The 15,766-nt window shown below is 62.9% G+C and carries 16 protein-coding genes; 7 read left to right on the top strand and 9 right to left on the bottom strand.

The features are described from left to right. The first annotated feature begins 28 nt into the window (after positions 1-28). A complete protein-coding gene (locus tag VH564_RS06500) occupies positions 29-1,219 on the top strand; it encodes a divergent polysaccharide deacetylase family protein (protein WP_423338991.1) in 1,191 nt (396 codons plus the stop codon). A gap of 12 nt (positions 1,220-1,231) precedes the next feature. Further along, complete coding sequence (locus tag VH564_RS06505) at positions 1,232-1,774, top strand: RNA pyrophosphohydrolase (RefSeq protein ID WP_423338992.1); 543 nt, start codon at positions 1,232-1,234, stop codon at positions 1,772-1,774. Between the two features lie 39 nt (positions 1,775-1,813). On the opposite strand, the gene bfr is transcribed toward VH564_RS06505, so the two are convergent. The 5 genes from bfr to VH564_RS06530 all read right to left on the bottom strand — a co-directional run bounded on the left by bfr (position 1,814) and on the right by VH564_RS06530 (position 8,501). Next, entirely contained in the window at positions 1,814-2,299 is a 486-nt protein-coding gene (bfr, locus tag VH564_RS06510; protein WP_423338993.1) for a bacterioferritin, read from the bottom strand. After that, the gene (locus VH564_RS06515; RefSeq protein WP_423338994.1) at positions 2,265-2,576 is read right to left on the bottom strand and encodes a (2Fe-2S)-binding protein; all 312 of its coding nucleotides are present in this window, start codon (positions 2,574-2,576) and stop codon (positions 2,265-2,267) included. The genes bfr and VH564_RS06515 overlap by 35 nt, the downstream gene beginning before the upstream one ends. Positions 2,577-2,711: 135 nt before the next feature. Continuing rightward, positions 2,712-6,098, bottom strand: coding sequence for an error-prone DNA polymerase (locus tag VH564_RS06520; RefSeq protein ID WP_423338995.1), 3,387 nt, complete (start codon positions 6,096-6,098; stop codon positions 2,712-2,714). After that, complete coding sequence (locus VH564_RS06525) at positions 6,095-7,666, bottom strand: Y-family DNA polymerase (RefSeq protein ID WP_423339394.1); 1,572 nt, start codon at positions 7,664-7,666, stop codon at positions 6,095-6,097. Before VH564_RS06525 ends, VH564_RS06520 begins: the two co-directional genes overlap by 4 nt. Then, a complete protein-coding gene (locus VH564_RS06530) occupies positions 7,557-8,501 on the bottom strand; it encodes an ImuA family protein (RefSeq protein WP_423338996.1) in 945 nt (314 codons plus the stop codon). Before VH564_RS06530 ends, VH564_RS06525 begins: the two co-directional genes overlap by 110 nt. A gap of 163 nt (positions 8,502-8,664) precedes the next feature. Here VH564_RS06530 and VH564_RS06535 point away from each other — a divergent pair, with 163 nt between their 5' ends. Further along, the gene (locus VH564_RS06535) at positions 8,665-9,102 is read left to right on the top strand and encodes a metallopeptidase family protein (protein ID WP_423338997.1); all 438 of its coding nucleotides are present in this window, start codon (positions 8,665-8,667) and stop codon (positions 9,100-9,102) included. A 9-nt stretch (positions 9,103-9,111) separates the two neighbouring features. Here VH564_RS06535 and VH564_RS06540 read toward each other — a convergent pair whose 3' ends face one another. Both VH564_RS06540 and VH564_RS06545 read right to left on the bottom strand, forming a co-directional pair. Beyond that, positions 9,112-9,318: a DUF1737 domain-containing protein gene (locus tag VH564_RS06540; RefSeq protein WP_423338998.1), complete on the bottom strand. Its 207-nt coding sequence runs from the start codon at positions 9,316-9,318 to the stop codon at positions 9,112-9,114. After that, positions 9,315-10,223, bottom strand: coding sequence for an HpcH/HpaI aldolase/citrate lyase family protein (locus tag VH564_RS06545; RefSeq protein WP_423338999.1), 909 nt, complete (start codon positions 10,221-10,223; stop codon positions 9,315-9,317). The genes VH564_RS06540 and VH564_RS06545 overlap by 4 nt, the downstream gene beginning before the upstream one ends. A 112-nt stretch (positions 10,224-10,335) precedes the next feature. Here VH564_RS06545 and VH564_RS06550 point away from each other — a divergent pair, with 112 nt between their 5' ends. From VH564_RS06550 to VH564_RS06565, 4 genes are all read left to right on the top strand, one after another. After that, the gene (locus VH564_RS06550; RefSeq protein WP_423339000.1) at positions 10,336-10,566 is read left to right on the top strand and encodes a hypothetical protein; all 231 of its coding nucleotides are present in this window, start codon (positions 10,336-10,338) and stop codon (positions 10,564-10,566) included. Positions 10,567-10,697: 131 nt separating this feature from the next. Beyond that, the gene (gene leuD / locus VH564_RS06555; RefSeq protein WP_423339001.1) at positions 10,698-11,303 is read left to right on the top strand and encodes a 3-isopropylmalate dehydratase small subunit; all 606 of its coding nucleotides are present in this window, start codon (positions 10,698-10,700) and stop codon (positions 11,301-11,303) included. Positions 11,304-11,513: 210 nt separating this feature from the next. After that, a complete protein-coding gene (locus VH564_RS06560; protein WP_423339002.1) occupies positions 11,514-11,732 on the top strand; it encodes a hypothetical protein in 219 nt (72 codons plus the stop codon). Between the two features lie 198 nt (positions 11,733-11,930). Next, positions 11,931-12,920 (top strand): GGDEF domain-containing protein, encoded by a 990-nt coding sequence (locus tag VH564_RS06565; RefSeq protein WP_423339003.1) that lies wholly within the window; start codon positions 11,931-11,933, stop codon positions 12,918-12,920. A 27-nt stretch (positions 12,921-12,947) separates the two neighbouring features. Here VH564_RS06565 and VH564_RS06570 read toward each other — a convergent pair whose 3' ends face one another. Together VH564_RS06570 and VH564_RS06575 are read right to left on the bottom strand one after the other, a co-directional pair. Further along, a complete protein-coding gene (locus VH564_RS06570) occupies positions 12,948-14,483 on the bottom strand; it encodes a DHA2 family efflux MFS transporter permease subunit (protein WP_423339395.1) in 1,536 nt (511 codons plus the stop codon). A gap of 74 nt (positions 14,484-14,557) precedes the next feature. Then, on the bottom strand, positions 14,558-15,724 hold the full coding sequence (locus tag VH564_RS06575; protein ID WP_423339004.1) for an HlyD family secretion protein: 1,167 nt from the start codon (positions 15,722-15,724) through the stop codon (positions 14,558-14,560). Positions 15,725-15,766: the final 42 nt, after the last annotated feature.

A 15,766-nucleotide genomic window follows, 5' to 3' on the forward strand; every position in this document is an offset into this window, starting at 1 on the left:
GTTTCCGGTTTTGGGGCGGACAGGAAAATTGGGAACGGATCTACACGCACCGCTTGGACAGAACCGTCCTCCGCGCCGCAAGCGCCGTCTGCCGCCCTTCGGGAGCCTCCTGGCTGCCCTTTGCCTGATGGCCGTTGCCGGCTTTTCCCTTTACACATCGCTCATCCGCGATCCGCTCGAGAAGACCGCTCCGGTTGAAACCGCGGCAAAAGCGCCGCCGGCGACGGTTCCCGGCGATGCGCCGGCCGTCGATGACGCCACGCCCGAGGGCATGCCCCGAGCCGATCCGCAGTCGGGCGCCAATGTCCAGCGCACCTTGACCGGCGATGGCTCCGTCGTCACCACCTATGCGCCCAAGTCGCGTGACGGCAGTGGCGCCGTTCTGGTCGCCGGGAACCAGATCGGGCAGGACCCGCGCATGGCCGCCACGCCCAATGACACACTGTTGGAGACTTCGCCCTTTGGCCGCCTGCCGATCGTCTCGCCCACGGGCCTGCGGCCGATGGACCAATATGCACGCCCCTGGTCCGGCGCCCATGGGACCCGCATCGCCATCGTTGTCGGCGGCCTCGGTCTCAGCCAGACAGGCACGCAGCGGGCCATCAAGCAATTGCCGGAAGAGGTGACGCTGGCCTTTGCTGCCAGTGGCAACAGCCTGCAGCGCTGGATGCAGGACGCTCGGCGCAGCGGCCATGAGATCCTTCTGCAGGTGCCGCTCGAGCCTTTCGACTACCCCGCGAACAATCCTGGCCCCGACACTCTTCTCACCTCCCAATCCGCCGCCCGGAATATCGAGAACCTGCACAAGGCGATGGGCGAGATCACCAACTATACCGGCGTCATGAATTATCTCGGCGGCCGCTTTCTTGCGAGCCCCGCGGCGCTCGAACCCGTCATGCGCGACATCGGCAAGCGCGGCCTTCTGTTTCTAGACGACGGCACTTCGGCGCAGTCGAAATCCGGCACCCTGGCAAAGAGGCTGGCGGTGCCCCACGCCTTTGCCGATATCCAGCTCGACGGTGAACTCAACGCCGACGCCATCACCCGCAAGCTCGATGAGCTCGAGCGGATTGCCCGCCGCAACGGTTCGGCGATCGGCATTGCTTCCGCCTTCGACGAAAGCGTCGACGCGATCTCCGCCTGGTGTGAGAATGCTGCCACGCGCGGCATCGAGATCGTCGCCGTTTCGGCGCTGGCCAATGACCCGAAACGCCCCTGACACGAGGATCCCATGAGCAACAAATCCACTCCCGTCAAAGCCGACGACCTGCCCTATCGCCCCTGCGTCGGCGTCATGATTCTCAACGCCGAGGGCCTCGTCTGGGCCGGCCGGCGCATTCCGATCGGCAATTCGGAATATGACGGCTCGTCCAACCTTTGGCAGATGCCGCAGGGCGGGATTGACGACGGCGAGGATCCGCTGGAGGCCGCGTACCGGGAGCTCTACGAGGAGACCGGCATGAAGACGGTGACGCTGCTTGCCGAAGCCAGCGACTGGATCAACTACGATCTTCCGCCGGCGCTGATCGGCATCGGCCTCAAGGGCAAGTTCCGCGGCCAGACACAGCGCTGGTTTGCTTTCCGCTTCGACGGCGACGAAAGCGAGATCGCCATCAACCCGCCACCCGGCGGGCATCAGGCGGAATTCGACCAGTGGGAATGGAAGAGGATGGAAGAACTGCCGGAGTTGATCGTCACCTTCAAGCGCGCGGTCTATCAACAGGTGGTGGCCGAATTCCAGCATCTCGCCGGCATCGAAAAAAGTGACGGCTGATCGGGAAGGGGGCGCGGCAGCCTGAGCTGCCGTGCAAAGCTATTCGGCTGAATCTGCCGAGTCGGCGTTGAGCTGGCCGTATTTTTCGGCACCGATCTTGGAGAACAGCTCGAGCTGCGTCTCCAGGAAGTCGATGTGGCCCTCTTCGTCGGCGAGCAGCGTTTCGAACAACTTCATCGAGACATAATCGCCGGCATCGTGACAGATGTCGCGTGAAATCTTGTAGGCCGCGCGAGCGTCATATTCGCCGGCAAGATCAGCCTCGAGCACTTCCTTGACGTTCTGGCCGATGCGCAGCGGCGCCAGTGTCTGGAGGTTGGGATGGCCGTCGAGGAAAATGATGCGCGCGACCAGCTTGTCGGCATGCTGCATCTCTTCGATCGATTCGGCGCGTTCCTTCTTGGCGAGCTTGGTGTAGCCCCAGTCTTCAAGAAGGCGGTAGTGGACCCAGTACTGATTGACTGCGCCCAGTTCGAGGAACAGGGCCTCGTTAAGCCGCTCGATGACTCTTAAGTCGCCTTTCAATATCCGCTCTCCTCTGGTCTTCATGGAATTTTTTGAGACGGGACATGAAATCAACTATTTCGCTGTCTGTCGAGTGGCGGCGGGCGTGGTAGTCTTCGGTTGTCTGTATGATCAGGTCGACAACAGCGGGAAAGCACCCGCAGCAGCGGCCGCGCTTCGACATCGCGTGATAGACTTTCGAGGGCACGATCAACTGCCAGCAATCCTGATCCAGCAGCTCGGTGATGACCGCCCTGATGTCGTGATCGGTGATGTAATTACAGCTGCAAACCAGCATGGTTCTTCAGTCCGTCAAACATGACACTTGCTATCCTGTTTTTGCAAAAGAAGAGCCGGGATGTCAAGAAAGATTCCGTTGCTAGCCGCCTGAAGCCGTTGTCAAAGTGTCACATCGCCGTGAGCCGCACTGAATTCAATGGAAATTCCGCCCGCGTGGCATGACGCTGGCGGTCTCGGCGACCTCGGCATCATGGGCAAGACTGCGCGCAAGGCGCTCCTTTTTCAGCCGTTCGCTCTGCAAGGCCTGCTTCTTCTGCCGGTGATCGGCTGTCGGTCGCAGGGCCTCGTCGGCCCTTTCGCTGGCACCGAAGCGGCGGGCCTCGCGCTGGAGGAGGCCGAGCGACGGTGTCAGATCCTCAAGATGGTCGGCAACGACGTGAATGACGCCATTGGCGCTCTGCAGCCGGCCACGCACTTTGACCAGCCGCGCCCCCATGGCGATGGATCGGTATTTCTCGAAGATCTTCGGCCAGACAATGGCATTGGAAACACCGGTCTCGTCCTCCAGCGTCATGAAAACCACGCCCTTGGCCGAACCGGGCCTTTGGCGCACCAGCACCAGGCCGGCAATGGTAAGCTTGCGGCCGGACGGCACGGTCAGAAGATCGACATTGCGGACAATGCCCATCTGCGCGAAATCAGCCCGCAGGAAGGCCACCGGATGCGCCTTCAGCGACAGCGACAGGGCGCGATAATCCTCGATCACCTCTTCGCCCGGGAGCATGGCGGGGAGGATGACATCGGGTTCGATTTGCAGATCGGCGCGGTCGGCAAGATCGAACAGCGGCAGCTTTTCCGCAGCGCTCCTGGCATCGAGCGCCCGCACCGCCCAGAGAGCCTCGCGCCTGCTAAGCCCAATCGACTGGAAGCCATCGGCATCGGCCAGCTTCTCGATGTCGCTTTTCGTCAGTCCCGAGCGCAGCCAGAGATCGCGCACGGACCCATAGCCACCACCACGCCGGGCCACGAGCCTATGCCGGATATCCTCCTCCGACAGGCCGCGCACCTGACGGAAGCCGAGCCGCACCGCCTTTTGCGTCCGGATGACATCGCGCATCGAGGCATGCCGCCGATCGATGGGCGATCCCCTCGCACAGGATTCGAGGGTCGAATCCCATTCGGACAGGTTGATATCGACCGGACGCACCTCAACCCCATGCTCGCGGGCATCGCGCACCAACTGCGCCGGCGCGTAGAAGCCCATCGGTTGCGAATTCAAAAGGGCTGCGCAGAACACATCTGGATAGTAGGCCTTGAACCAGCAGGAAGCATAGACCAGCAGCGCGAACGAGGCGGCGTGGCTCTCCGGGAAGCCGTATTCGGCAAAGCCCTCGATCTGGCTGAAGCAGCGCTCGGCGAATTCTTGGGTATAGTTGTTCGCCAACATGCCGGCGATCATGTCATCCCTGAATTCGTTGACCTTTCCGGAGCGCTTGAAGGTTGCCATGGAGCGGCGTAGGCGATCGGCCTTGGCCGGGGGAAAGCCGGCGGCGGTAATGGCAATCTGCATCGCCTGCTCCTGAAACAGCGGCACGCCGAGGGTGCGCTTCAGCACCTCCTTCAGCGCCGGGCTCGGATAATCGATCTCCCGTCCGAGGCGGACATCTTCCCGCCGCTTCAGATAGGGATGCACCATGTCGCCCTGGATCGGCCCAGGCCGAACGATGGCCACCTCGATCACCAGATCGTAGAAAACGCGGGGCCGCAGGCGTGGCAGCATGCTCATCTGCGCCCGGCTTTCGATCTGGAAGACGCCGATCGTATCCGCCCGGCAGATCATGTCGTAGACCGGCTCGCCATCCTCGTGATCGCGGTTGCCGAGATCGGCCAGCGTCTTCTTGACCTCGTAGTGCAGCGCCAGCATCTGGAACGCTTTGGCAAGGCAGGTCAGCATGCCGAGCGCCAGGATGTCGACTTTCAGGATGTCGAGCACATCGAGGTCGGTCTTGTCCCATTCGATCATGTAGCGATCGGGCATGGCGGTATTCATGATCGGCACGATCTCGTCGAGCCGGTCGCGGGTGATGACGAAGCCGCCGACATGCTGGGTCAGGTGGCGCGGAAATCCCATCAGTTCCGACGCGTAGGACAGCACCCGCTGGGTGGTGCGGTCCGACAGGTCGAGCCCCGCGGCGCGCGCCTCGCGCTCCGACAGGTCGTCGGATGACCAGCCCCAGACGGTGCTCGCGAGAGCCGACTGCACGTCTTCCGAGAGCCCGAAAGCCTTGGCGACCTCGCGACCGGCAGAGCGCGCGCGGTAGCTGGTCACCGCCGCCGTCAGGCCGGCATGGGCGATGCCATAGGTCTTGTAGATGTGCTGGATTACCTCCTCGCGACGGGCATGCTCGAAATCGACATCGATGTCAGGCGGCTCGTCACGGTCCATCGAAATGAAGCGCTCGAACAGCAGCGTGCTCTTCTCCGGATTGACCTCGGTGATCTCAAGACAATAGCAGAGCGTCGAATTGGCCGCCGAGCCGCGCCCCTGGCACAGGATATTCAGCTCGTAGCGGGCGTGCTGGATGATGTTGTGAACCGTCAGGAAGTAGGATTCGTAGCCCTTCTGGCGAATGAGGTCGAGTTCGTAGCGGATCTGCGTGGCGATTTTCTCCGTCACGCCCGCCGGATAGCGCCGCGCGGCGCCAAGCCATGTCAAGCGCTCCAGGGTCTGCGCCGCCGTCTCGCCCGGCGCGCTTTCGTCCGGATAATTATGCTTCAGCTCATCGAGCGAGAATTGCAGGCGCGCAAAGAAGCTCTGGCTGTTTTCGACCGCACTGGGATAGGCGGCAAACAGCCGCGCCATTTCCCGCGCCGGCTTCAGGTGCCGCTCGGCATTCGGCGCCAGCAGAAAGCCGGCGTCGGCGACCGCCACATGTTCGCGGATGGCCGTGACGATATCGGCCAGCGGGCGACGGGCAGGGACATGGTAGAGCGGCTGGTTGGTGGCGATCAGCGGCAACCGCACTTTCGATGCCAGCATCGCAAAAGCCTCGAAGACCAAGCGGTCGCGGCCGTCATAGGACGGTGAGAGGACCAGGTGCAACTGCCGTGGAAAGCGCGTCCGCAATCGTTCGAGACAGTCAGACAGGGCCTGCCAGCCGGCCTTGTCCTCGACAAGGGCAGGCGCGGGGACGGCGGCCAGCATCATCGCGTCGCCCCAGGCAATAAGATCCTCCTCATAGAGGATGCAGGCGCCCTTTTCCGCGCGCAGATTGCCGGCGCTGAGCAGGCGGCAAAGATGGCCCCATCCCTTGCGGTTTTGGGGGTAGGCGAGAATATCCGGCGTCCCATCGGCAAACACCAGCCGGGCGCCGGGCTGGAAACGATAATTGCTCTGCCGGGCAATCGCATGGGCGCGCACCACGCCCGCCACGCTGTTGCGATCGGCGATGCCCAGCCCCGCAAGGCCCACGACCTCGGCCGCCCCGACCATTTCCTCCGGGCTCGACGCTCCCTCGAGGAAGGAGAAATTTGTCCTGGCGCCGATCTCGAAAAAGACGGCGGAAGCGGCCGGGCTCACGCGAAGACCCCGTGCATCAGCCAGCGCGGTGGCGCGCCATGGCCATAGAGCCCCTCGCGAAACATCCAGAAGCGATGGCCGCCCTGCACTTCCAGCCTGAAATAATCGCGCGGCGGCGCATCCTCGCCGTCGATCCACCATTCACGCGCCAGCCGCTCCGGCCCCTCGGCGCGCAGCACCTCATGCATCGTCCGCCGCCAGCGAAACCGTTGCGGCGGCCCTTCCGGAACCTCGGCCATGAAGGTTTCGACCGGCTCGGGCGTCCTGAAAAGCCGCACCGGCCGCTCGGAGCGGCCTGAGCCAGCTGCAGGAGCGCGATCCGGAGCCGGCTTTTCCGACAACAGCCCGGCCGCGGGCACAAACTGGGCCGCGCGCTCCGGCACGTGGCTTTCCACCATTTCCAGCGCCTGAAGGCAGGCGCTCCCCAAACGGGCCGCGACCTGGTCGACAAAAGCAGCCAAAGACTGTTCCGACTGCCCCGCAGCGGTAAAATCCGCCTGCAGCGCATCGAACACCTCGTGCTGCAGCACATTGAGCCGGACGATTTCATAGCCGAAGCCGGCATCGAGGTCGTCGTGCACAGCCTTGATGCGCTCGCGAAACAATGCCGCAATCCGTTCCGGCTCGCGCAAAGGCTTGGATGCTCCCGCCAAAACCCGGAATACGGCACCATCGACCCGGAAGAGAAGCAGTTCGAACAGCCTCCCGCCGACGCCACGCGCCTCCAGCCCCGGCTTCAGCGCGAGCCCGAGCTGGCCTGCCAGTTGAAGAATATCGTCCTCCGCGCGCACTGGTTCGATCAGGCGCCGTTCGGCCGAAAGGCTTGCCACCGGACGGCGGGGCGAGATCGGCTCCTCGTCGAGCCCAAGCGCCTGGTCGAGGCGCAGCAGCAGGAGCGAGCCGAAGCGGCGCGCCAGCGGCGCCCGGGCGGCCGACAGGATGTCGCCGACCTGCTTCAGGCCGAGCTTGTGCAAAGCGGCCACGGTTGGGCCGTCGAGCCGCAGCGACGCCACCGGCAGCGGCGCAAGCACCGTCTCCATCTCGTCCTCTTCCACAATGCCGCTGCGACCGAAGCGGGCGACGGCCCAGGAGAGGCCCGGCGAGGAGGAAATCGCACCCCTCACCTCCAGGCCGAGATGGAACAGCCGGAACAGGATGTCCTTCAGCAGGGCCTTTTCGCCGCCGAACAGATGGGCGCAGCCGGTGATATCGAGGAACAATCCGTCGCGACCGTCGAGCGACACCAGCGGCGTATAGCGATCGCACCAATCGGCCATGGCCTCCAGCAGCCGCCGGTCGGCCACCTCGTCATCCTCGACCACATCGAGATCCGGGCACATCGCCCGCGCCTCCGCCACGCCTTGCCCCGGTTTCAGCCCGATGACCTCGGCCGCAGCTTCCAGCGCCGTCAGCCGCATGGCATTCTTCACCCGCCCGGCGCAGACCAGCGGCGACGCCTCAGGACGCCCGGTGGTACGCCAGGACAGACCCCATCGCTTGCGGGCGATCCGATCGGTCGGCAGGCGCGGAAAGCTGAGCGCCAGGATACGCTGCTGGCCGCGCGACAAGGGCAGGGTACTGGGAGACAGGGGAAAATTGGCGGTCATGGGCATTCCATTCCAGGACAAAGGAGAGGGGAGCCGGGTTGCGGCTTTTTTCCAGGTTGAGACGGAAAGACGGGTTGCCGATGCTGCCGCCCAGCATCGATCCGTCCGGCAAGGACCGCGCCGAGGCCGGCGCAGGTTCGACATGGAGGCGCAGCAGGGCGCTGCTCGCCTCCTCTTCTCCGGCCTGCCGAAGGACGAACAGCGGTCGCCCTGCCGCCTTGGCCCGGAGACTGAGGCGCCGACTTTCCGTCAGCCCGAAATGGTTGGGATTGCCGCGCACCTCCAGCACGACGAGGGTAAAGGCGGCGCTGGCAAGGGCAGCCTCCGCCAACCACAGCGCCTCGTCGAGCTTGCGCGGCGCTGCGTAGAGGAAACCGCGGGGCGCGACGCCAAAATCCCGAAGCCCCAGCGCGTAGGGCAGGCCAGCTTCCAGCATCGCCATCCGCTCGCCGATCCACAGGACCGGAGAAAGTCCGGCCTCACCGTCCCGTGTCCTCAGCCTTGCCGTCAGCGCCAGAGCAAAGCCTGTCGTCGCTCCAGCATCGCGCAGGCTTGACGAGCGGATCTCAGTCAGCGCGTCCAGGGGAAAACCACCCTGCAGCACCGCGTCGAGATCGGGCACGCCGGTGGAAAGCACCTTGGGTGCCTTTGGGCCAGGGGGTCGCGAGACCGGCGAAAGGCCTGCCAGAACAGCGTGTTCAGCCGCCGCAAGGGCCGGCACGGGCTTGCCTTCCAGACGGGCGATGGTTTCGCGCAGGGCAAAAAGCGTCTCCCGCGCCACGGCATTGTGGGCCATGGACGTTAGCTCCTGATGAGATCGTTCCTGTTATGTTCCCATAGATTCCAGACCGCTAAAGAAGAGTCAACAGGGATTCGTTGTGAATTTATTCCTGCATTGAATTGGCTCTCGAAAAATTCCGCCAAAGCCTCTATATGGGCCGAAAGAAGGGAATGAAATCATGGCGCGCATTGACCAGAGCGACGATTGGCGGGACCGCCATGCGCCGACCATCAGCGCATTCGAGTCGCTGGCGGCCGAAGCCTATGGTCATCTGCCAGAGGAATTCCGCGCGCTGACCGGCAACCTCTCGATCGAGATCGAGGACTTTCCGGACGACGAGATCTTCGAGGACATGGCACTGGAAACGCCGTTCGACCTGCTCGGCCTGTTCGAGGGGCGCGGCATTTCCGAGCGTTTCACCGTAGAAACCGGCGAGATGCCGAACCGAATCCGGCTCTATCGCCGACCGATCATCGACTACTGGGCCGAGAACGACGAGACGCTTGGCGATATCATCACCCATGTGCTGATCCACGAGATCGGCCACCATTTTGGTCTCAGCGACGCCGACATGGAGCGCATCGAGGCAAGTGCCGAAGAGGCGACCGACCGCTAAAGCTGCTGGCTATTGCTCGGACAGCTTCATCTCGGGATCGTAGTCCTTGCCCTCGACGTCCTTCACCACCGCCTGGCCGCACTGCATTGCGCCGGTGGCCGCGTTGAAGGCGTAGGTCGGCGAGCCCGACAGCACCCAGCCCTTGGCAAGCGCGGCCGAAACCTTGTGGCAGAAGGAGGCATCGTCCGGGCCGGTGAGGAAGCGATAGAGTTTCATGAAGGCGTCTTTCTATCTGCAATCAGGCTGGCCTTATGGACCAGCGCTTCGGCCTCGACAAGATGCAGCCGCTCGACCATCTGCCCATCAAGAGTGATGACGTTGAGCCCGGCAGCGGCCGGATCGGCAAAGGCGGCGATGATCTTTCGTGCCTGTTCGATGGCCGCCTGGTCGGGGCCGAAATGCCGGTTGGCAGCCTCGATCTGGGCCGGATGGATCAGCATCTTGCCGTCGTAGCCCATCGCCCGCCCCTGCGCGCATTCGGCGGCAAGGGCATCGAGGTCCTTGAAATCGTTGAAGACGCTGTCGATCGCGTCGAGCCCGTAGGCGCGCACCGCCAGCACCACCTGCATCAGCCATGGCACTAGATAGCTGCGGCCCGGCAAAGGCAGCACGCCGGTCTCCTTGCGCAGGTCGTTGAGACCGACGACGAAACAATCGAGTCGCGAGCCGGCTGTCCGGCCGGCCTCGGCGAGCGCGGCGGCATTCAGAATCCCGCTCGGCGTCTCGATCATCGCCCAGATGCGAAGGCTCTCCGGCGCATCGGCCTCATAAAGCCGGTCGCTGACCGCCATGATATCCTGTGGCTCGTCGACCTTGGGCAGAAGCACGGCATCCGGCTGGAGGGCCAGCACCAGATCCAGGTCCGCATTGCCGTATCCGGAGGCCAGCGCGTTGATGCGGATGATGCGCTCCTTGCCGACTGGCAGAGGGCCGGCGAAGAAGGTGCGCAGATTGTCGCGGGCTTCGGCTTTGCTGTCCGGCGCCACCGAATCCTCAAGATCGAAAATCACCGCATCGCAGTCGAGACTGTGGATCTTGTCGAGCGCCCGCCGGTTGATCGCCGGCACGCTGAGGACGGAACGACGCAGGCGGGTGGAACGGGTGTGCGGTAAACGGCTCATCAGCGAGTTCTGCCAAGCTTTACCCTCTCAGGCAAGACAACAAAAAGCCACGCTCCTCTTGCAAGCAAGGAGATCTGGGGCCACATTGGCTGCAGAGAAAGGTCCCAAAGCCATGAAGAATATCCGTTCGCTGTTCTTAGCCGTCGTCGGCGTCGCCGTTTTTGCGGGGCTTGCGCTTCTCACCGTTTCACTGACGCTGGTTTTCGCCGCCATTCTCACGTTGTTTCTCGCCGTTCGCGTGCTTTCGACCCGCGCCAAGCCGGTGCCCGTTCGCGCCAAGGCGGACCGCAGCCGATCCATGCGCGTCTGGAACGATGGCCGAGGCACGATCATCGACATGTGAGCAGCGCGGCCTGATCGCCAGGGTACGCGTCGACCGGGCATCGCAGTGATATTTTTCTTCATTTCTTGCCCGATTTGCTCTATGGGCTGAAAAAATCCGTTGATACGGCGAAATCGCAGGCAGGAATTCCCATGGACAAGTTCGTGAAGCTGACGGGTGTCGCGGCACCTCTTCCGGTCGTCAATGTCGATACCGACATGATCATCCCGAAGGATTATCTGAAGACCATCAAGCGCACCGGCCTCGGCGTCGGCCTGTTTGCCGAAGCCCGCTACCGGGACGACGGCACGCCGAACCCCGATTTCGTTCTCAACAAGCCAGCCTACCAGAACGCCAAGATCCTGGTTGCCGGCGACAATTTCGGCTGCGGCTCGTCGCGCGAGCATGCGCCCTGGGCCCTGCTCGACTTCGGCATCCGCTGCGTCATCTCGACCAGCTTCGCCGATATCTTCTACAACAACTGTTTCAAGAACGGCATCCTGCCGATCACGGTCTCGCCCGAGAATCTGGAAAAGCTGATGGACGACGCCTCGCGCGGTTCCAACGCCGTCCTGACGGTCGACCTCGAAAACATGACGATCAGCGGCCCCGATGGCGGCTCGATCACTTTCGACCTCGATGCCTTCAAGCGCCATTGCCTGCTGAACGGCCTCGACGACATCGGCCTGACATTGGAAAAGGGCGCGTCGATCGACCGCTTCGAAAAGGCAAACGCAGCCTCCCATCCCTGGGCCTGATGCTAGCGACTGACGATCTCCAAAGCCGGGCTGAAATGCCCGGCTTTTTTGTATTTCGTCAATTTTGGCACCGCCGCGCACCAGCCAACCTTGCTGCTCGAATTTGGCACAGTCTCGTCCGAGACCGGGGTTTTCGGCTTAACTCTTTCTTCGTTTGAATCCTTTAGTCCTCGTCCGAGGACAGATAGCTGTGTGTTATCGGGAATGAAAATGAGCGGCACCAAGAACTTTACCGGCTGGGCCATCGATCGGGCTGAAGCCATCGTTGCCGATCAGGGATTCGATATCATTGAATCGACAGACAACTCTTCAGGCTGGACGCGGGAGCAGCGGGTTGTCCGGCTGACGCTCGCCATCATCGAAGCTCTTGTCGATGCTCACAATTACCATCGCGGCGACGAAAGACCGACGCGCGGGCTGCATTCCTGAGACGAAGCCAAAAACCCGCTTCCTCCGGCCTTGATAACCCCGCCTCTATGCAGACAAAGCCCCGCCAACTGTGGGCGCACAGATCCGTTTCCATGACCGATATTGAAACGCCGGCTACAGTTTAAGCTCAGCCGCGAATAAGCATGCCCTTAATAATTTTGGGCTATATGTTCACATTCGTGACAATACAGGACTGATATGGACGAGCGTGACATCATCCCCCCGGAGGTATTGGCTTCTATGCTGATGCGGATGTTCGAGCTGGCACCGATCGCCATGGCGATAACCACCAGTGACGCGAAAACCTCGAGCTACGCCAAGGTGAACGACGCCTATCTGCGGCTCACCGGGCAGAGCTGGGACAGGATCAAGGGCAAGATATTGACCTCCGAGGGCTCGGCCATCGATAGCCCGGCCCGCGACCGACGTCATCGCCTGCTGACCGAGGAGGGAAGCTTCGAACTCGAAGAGGTCGATATCTGCCATGTCGACGGCACGACGATACCGACGCTGATCTCCGCCCAGCGCACCGTCGTCGATGGTGTCTCCTTCGATGTCGAGGTCATCGTTGATGTCTCGTCGCGCGTCCGCCAGCAACGGGAGATCGAAAACGCGTTGAAGGCATCTGCCCGCACGGACGCCCTTTCGGGACTGCCGAACAGGGCCAGCTTCGACGAATTTATCATAGATCATATCGCCAGTCACGGGCCGACCAATGACACGCTGGCGCTCGCCTTCATCGATCTCAATGGATTCAAGGCCGTCAACGACAGGCTGGGCCATGGCGCGGGAGACGAGGTCCTGCGGACTGTCGCAGCGCGCCTGCGAGAACATTTCCGTGCCAACGACTTTATCGCACGGATCGGCGGCGACGAGTTCGCCGTGCTGATCAACATCGACCCGGCATTGCGGATAAGCCTCGGGCAGACCATCCAGGAGACCATGGAGCGTGTCTTCAAGCCGATCGCCATTGACGGCATGGTGACCTATACCGGCGCCGCCATCGGCGTAGCCTTCCTGCAGGCCGACGACGGAATGGCATCCTTCGTCAAGCGTGCCGACAACTACATGTACATCGCAAAGACCACAGGCGAGCGCATAGCCGTCGTTTGCTTCGGGCAAATTCTCAACCCTATCCCGACACCGACAGGTGTCAGACGTGCCGCGATCGGAGCGAAACGGGGCTGACGCAGCCGACATCGCGAACGGGTAGGCTCAATGCGCACCGGCTGGCGCTCCGCCACTGAGGTCGATCTTGCGCAGGATTAGCGCCAGCGGGATGACGGCGAGCGAGATGACCATCAGCGTGTGGAACACGTCGATATAGGCGAGATAGCTCGCCTGTTGCTGCACCTGATTGCTGATCCAGGCGAGCGCCTGCGATTGCGCATCGGCCATGCTCGATCCGCGCCCGATGAAATAGTTCGTCACCGATTGCAGGCTGCTGGTATAGCCCGGATCCGATGGCACCACGCCTTCGACCAGCCGGCTCTGGTGGAACTGCTCGCGATGGGCGAGCACGTTCGAGGCAATTGACACGCCGATCGACCCGCCGGTGTTGCGCGCCGCGTTGATCAGCGCCGAGGCCTGGTCTGTCTGGTCGGGCCGCAGCCCATCATAGGAGGCGGACGTGATGGGGATGAAAATCAGCGGCAGGCCGAGACCCAGATACATGCGCGACCAGACGAAGAAGCCGAAATTGAGATCGCCGTAGAGCCGCGTCATGTCCCACATGGCGGCCGCGATGATGCCGCCGCCGATGGCGATCAGATAGCGCGGCTGCACCTTGGTCGCCAGCCGACCGCAGACGAACATCATGACCATCGTGACGAGGCCGCCGGGAGACAGCGCCAGGCCCGCCCAGGTCGCGGTGTAGCCGAAGTTTTCCTGCAGGACCTGCGGAATGAACTGGGTCGTGGCGATCAGGATGGCGCCGGTTGCCAGCATCACGATGAAGCAGGACCCGAACTGCCGGCTGGCCAGCAGCCCGACATCGATGATCGGGTTTCGCTTCGTCATCAGCCACGGGATGGCGGCGATGAAGGCGGCGACGCAGAGGGTGGTGGTGACGACGATGAAGGTCGAATCGAACCAGTCTTCCGTCTGGCCGCGATCGAGCACCATCTCGAGGGCACCGAGGAAGGTCGCAACAAGCAGGAAGCCGACGATATCGAAGCGGATACCCTTGCGGCGCATCTCAGCCCGCTCCTGGCGCAGCTTTTCCGGCTCCTTCACCAGCATGTAGACCAGCGCGATGGCAAGCACGCCCACGGGGCCATTGATCAGGAAGCACCAGTGCCAGGAGAAGTTGTCGGACAGATAACCGCCGAGCGTCGGGCCGACGACCGGCGCCACGACGACGGCGACACCGAACAACGCAAAGGCCTGGCCGCGCTTGGCCGGCGGAAAGGAATCCGCCAGGATCGACTGCGAGATCGGCACCATGCCGCCACCGGCAAAGCCCTGGATCATGCGGAACAGCAGCAGCGACTCGAGGTTCCAAGCCAGCCCGCAGAGGATCGAGGAGACCGTGAACACGGCAAGGCAGGCGAGATAGAAGCGACGACGGCCGTAGCGCTTGGCGATGAAGCTGCTCGCCACCAGAACGATGGCGTTGGAAACGAGATAGGTGGTCACCACCCAGGATGCCTGGTCGGAACTGACGGCGAGGCCGCCGGAGATATAGCGCAACGCCACATTGGCGATCGTCGTATCCAGCACCTCCATGAAGGTCGCCAGCGAGACGACCATCGCGATGAGCCAGGGATTAACGGTGGGGGAAGCATCCGACTTCGCCCCGCCGGCGGTGACAGCGCCGCTCACGCTCAGTGCCTCGGGCGCACGGTGACGGTCGGGATCACCGACATGCCGGGTCCGATCGAAACATCTGATGGCCATTTGTCTACGACGATCTTGACCGGCACCCGCTGGGTCACCTTGACGTAGTTGCCGGTGGCGTTCTCGGCCGGCAACAGCGAGAAGGCCGTGCCCGAGCCGGGCTGCACGGAGGCGACCTTGCCTGCAAGCACATGATCCGGATAGGCGTCGATCGTCACATCGACCGGTTGCCCCGGGCGCATGTCGGTCAACTGCGTTTCCTTGAAATTGGCCGTTACCCAGATTTCATCCGGCACGAACATGGCCACCGCCTGCGCCGCCTGCACATACTGGCCCTTGGAACCGCTGAGCCGGACGACGCGGCCCGGCTGGGCCGCCGTGATCGTCGTATATTTGAGGTTCTGCTCGGCGGTCTCGACCTGCGCCTCGGCCTGGTGAAGATCGGCGACGGCGCTGGCGCGCTGGGCTTCGGCCGCCGCCTTGTTCTTGACGGCGGAGGTGACGCTCGCCTGCGCCTGGGCCAGATTGGCTTCGTTCTGGCGCAGGGTCGACGTCGCCTGCTGTTGCGTCTGCTGCGAGCCGGCACCGGTTTTAAGCAGCTGATCCTGACGAGCAGCCTCGTCCTTGGCGAACTGCAGCGCGGCCTTTGCCGAGGCTTCCTGCGCCTTTTGCTGATCGATCGAGGCGGCGCTGGCTGCGATCTGCGCATCGGCATTGGCAATGGCGGCATTCGACACGTCGATCTGGCTCTTCGCCTGGTCGAGCGAAATCTGATAGTCGCGCGGATCGATCCTGAGGATCACGTCGCCGGCATTGACATGCTGGTTGTCTGTCACCGGCACATCGGAGACATAGCCCGACACCTTGGTCGCAACCGAAAAGCTGCGGGCATCGACAAAGGCATCGTCGGTCGTTTCATAGGGATGCACATAGATCAGCCAGTAGGCATAGGCGCCGACAGCAAGCAGAACGATGGCGATCGCCGCCAGCAGCACGATGAAGGGATGGCGGCGAAATACCGAGGGTTTCTTTTCCGCCTCGGCCTGCGCTTCGTCCTGTTCCTGCCCATCGGCGGTCGGCGTCTGGTTCTCGTCCTCCACGGCATCGGCAGGCCTTTCGGCGCGACGGGTCGGGGCGTGCGGGGTATTGTCCAAGGTGGCATCCTGAGATGATGGAGAATGACCACCAGAACGCAG

This window comes from Rhizobium sp. HT1-10, assembly GCF_049472505.1.
Lineage (GTDB): Bacteria > Pseudomonadota > Alphaproteobacteria > Rhizobiales > Rhizobiaceae > Rhizobium.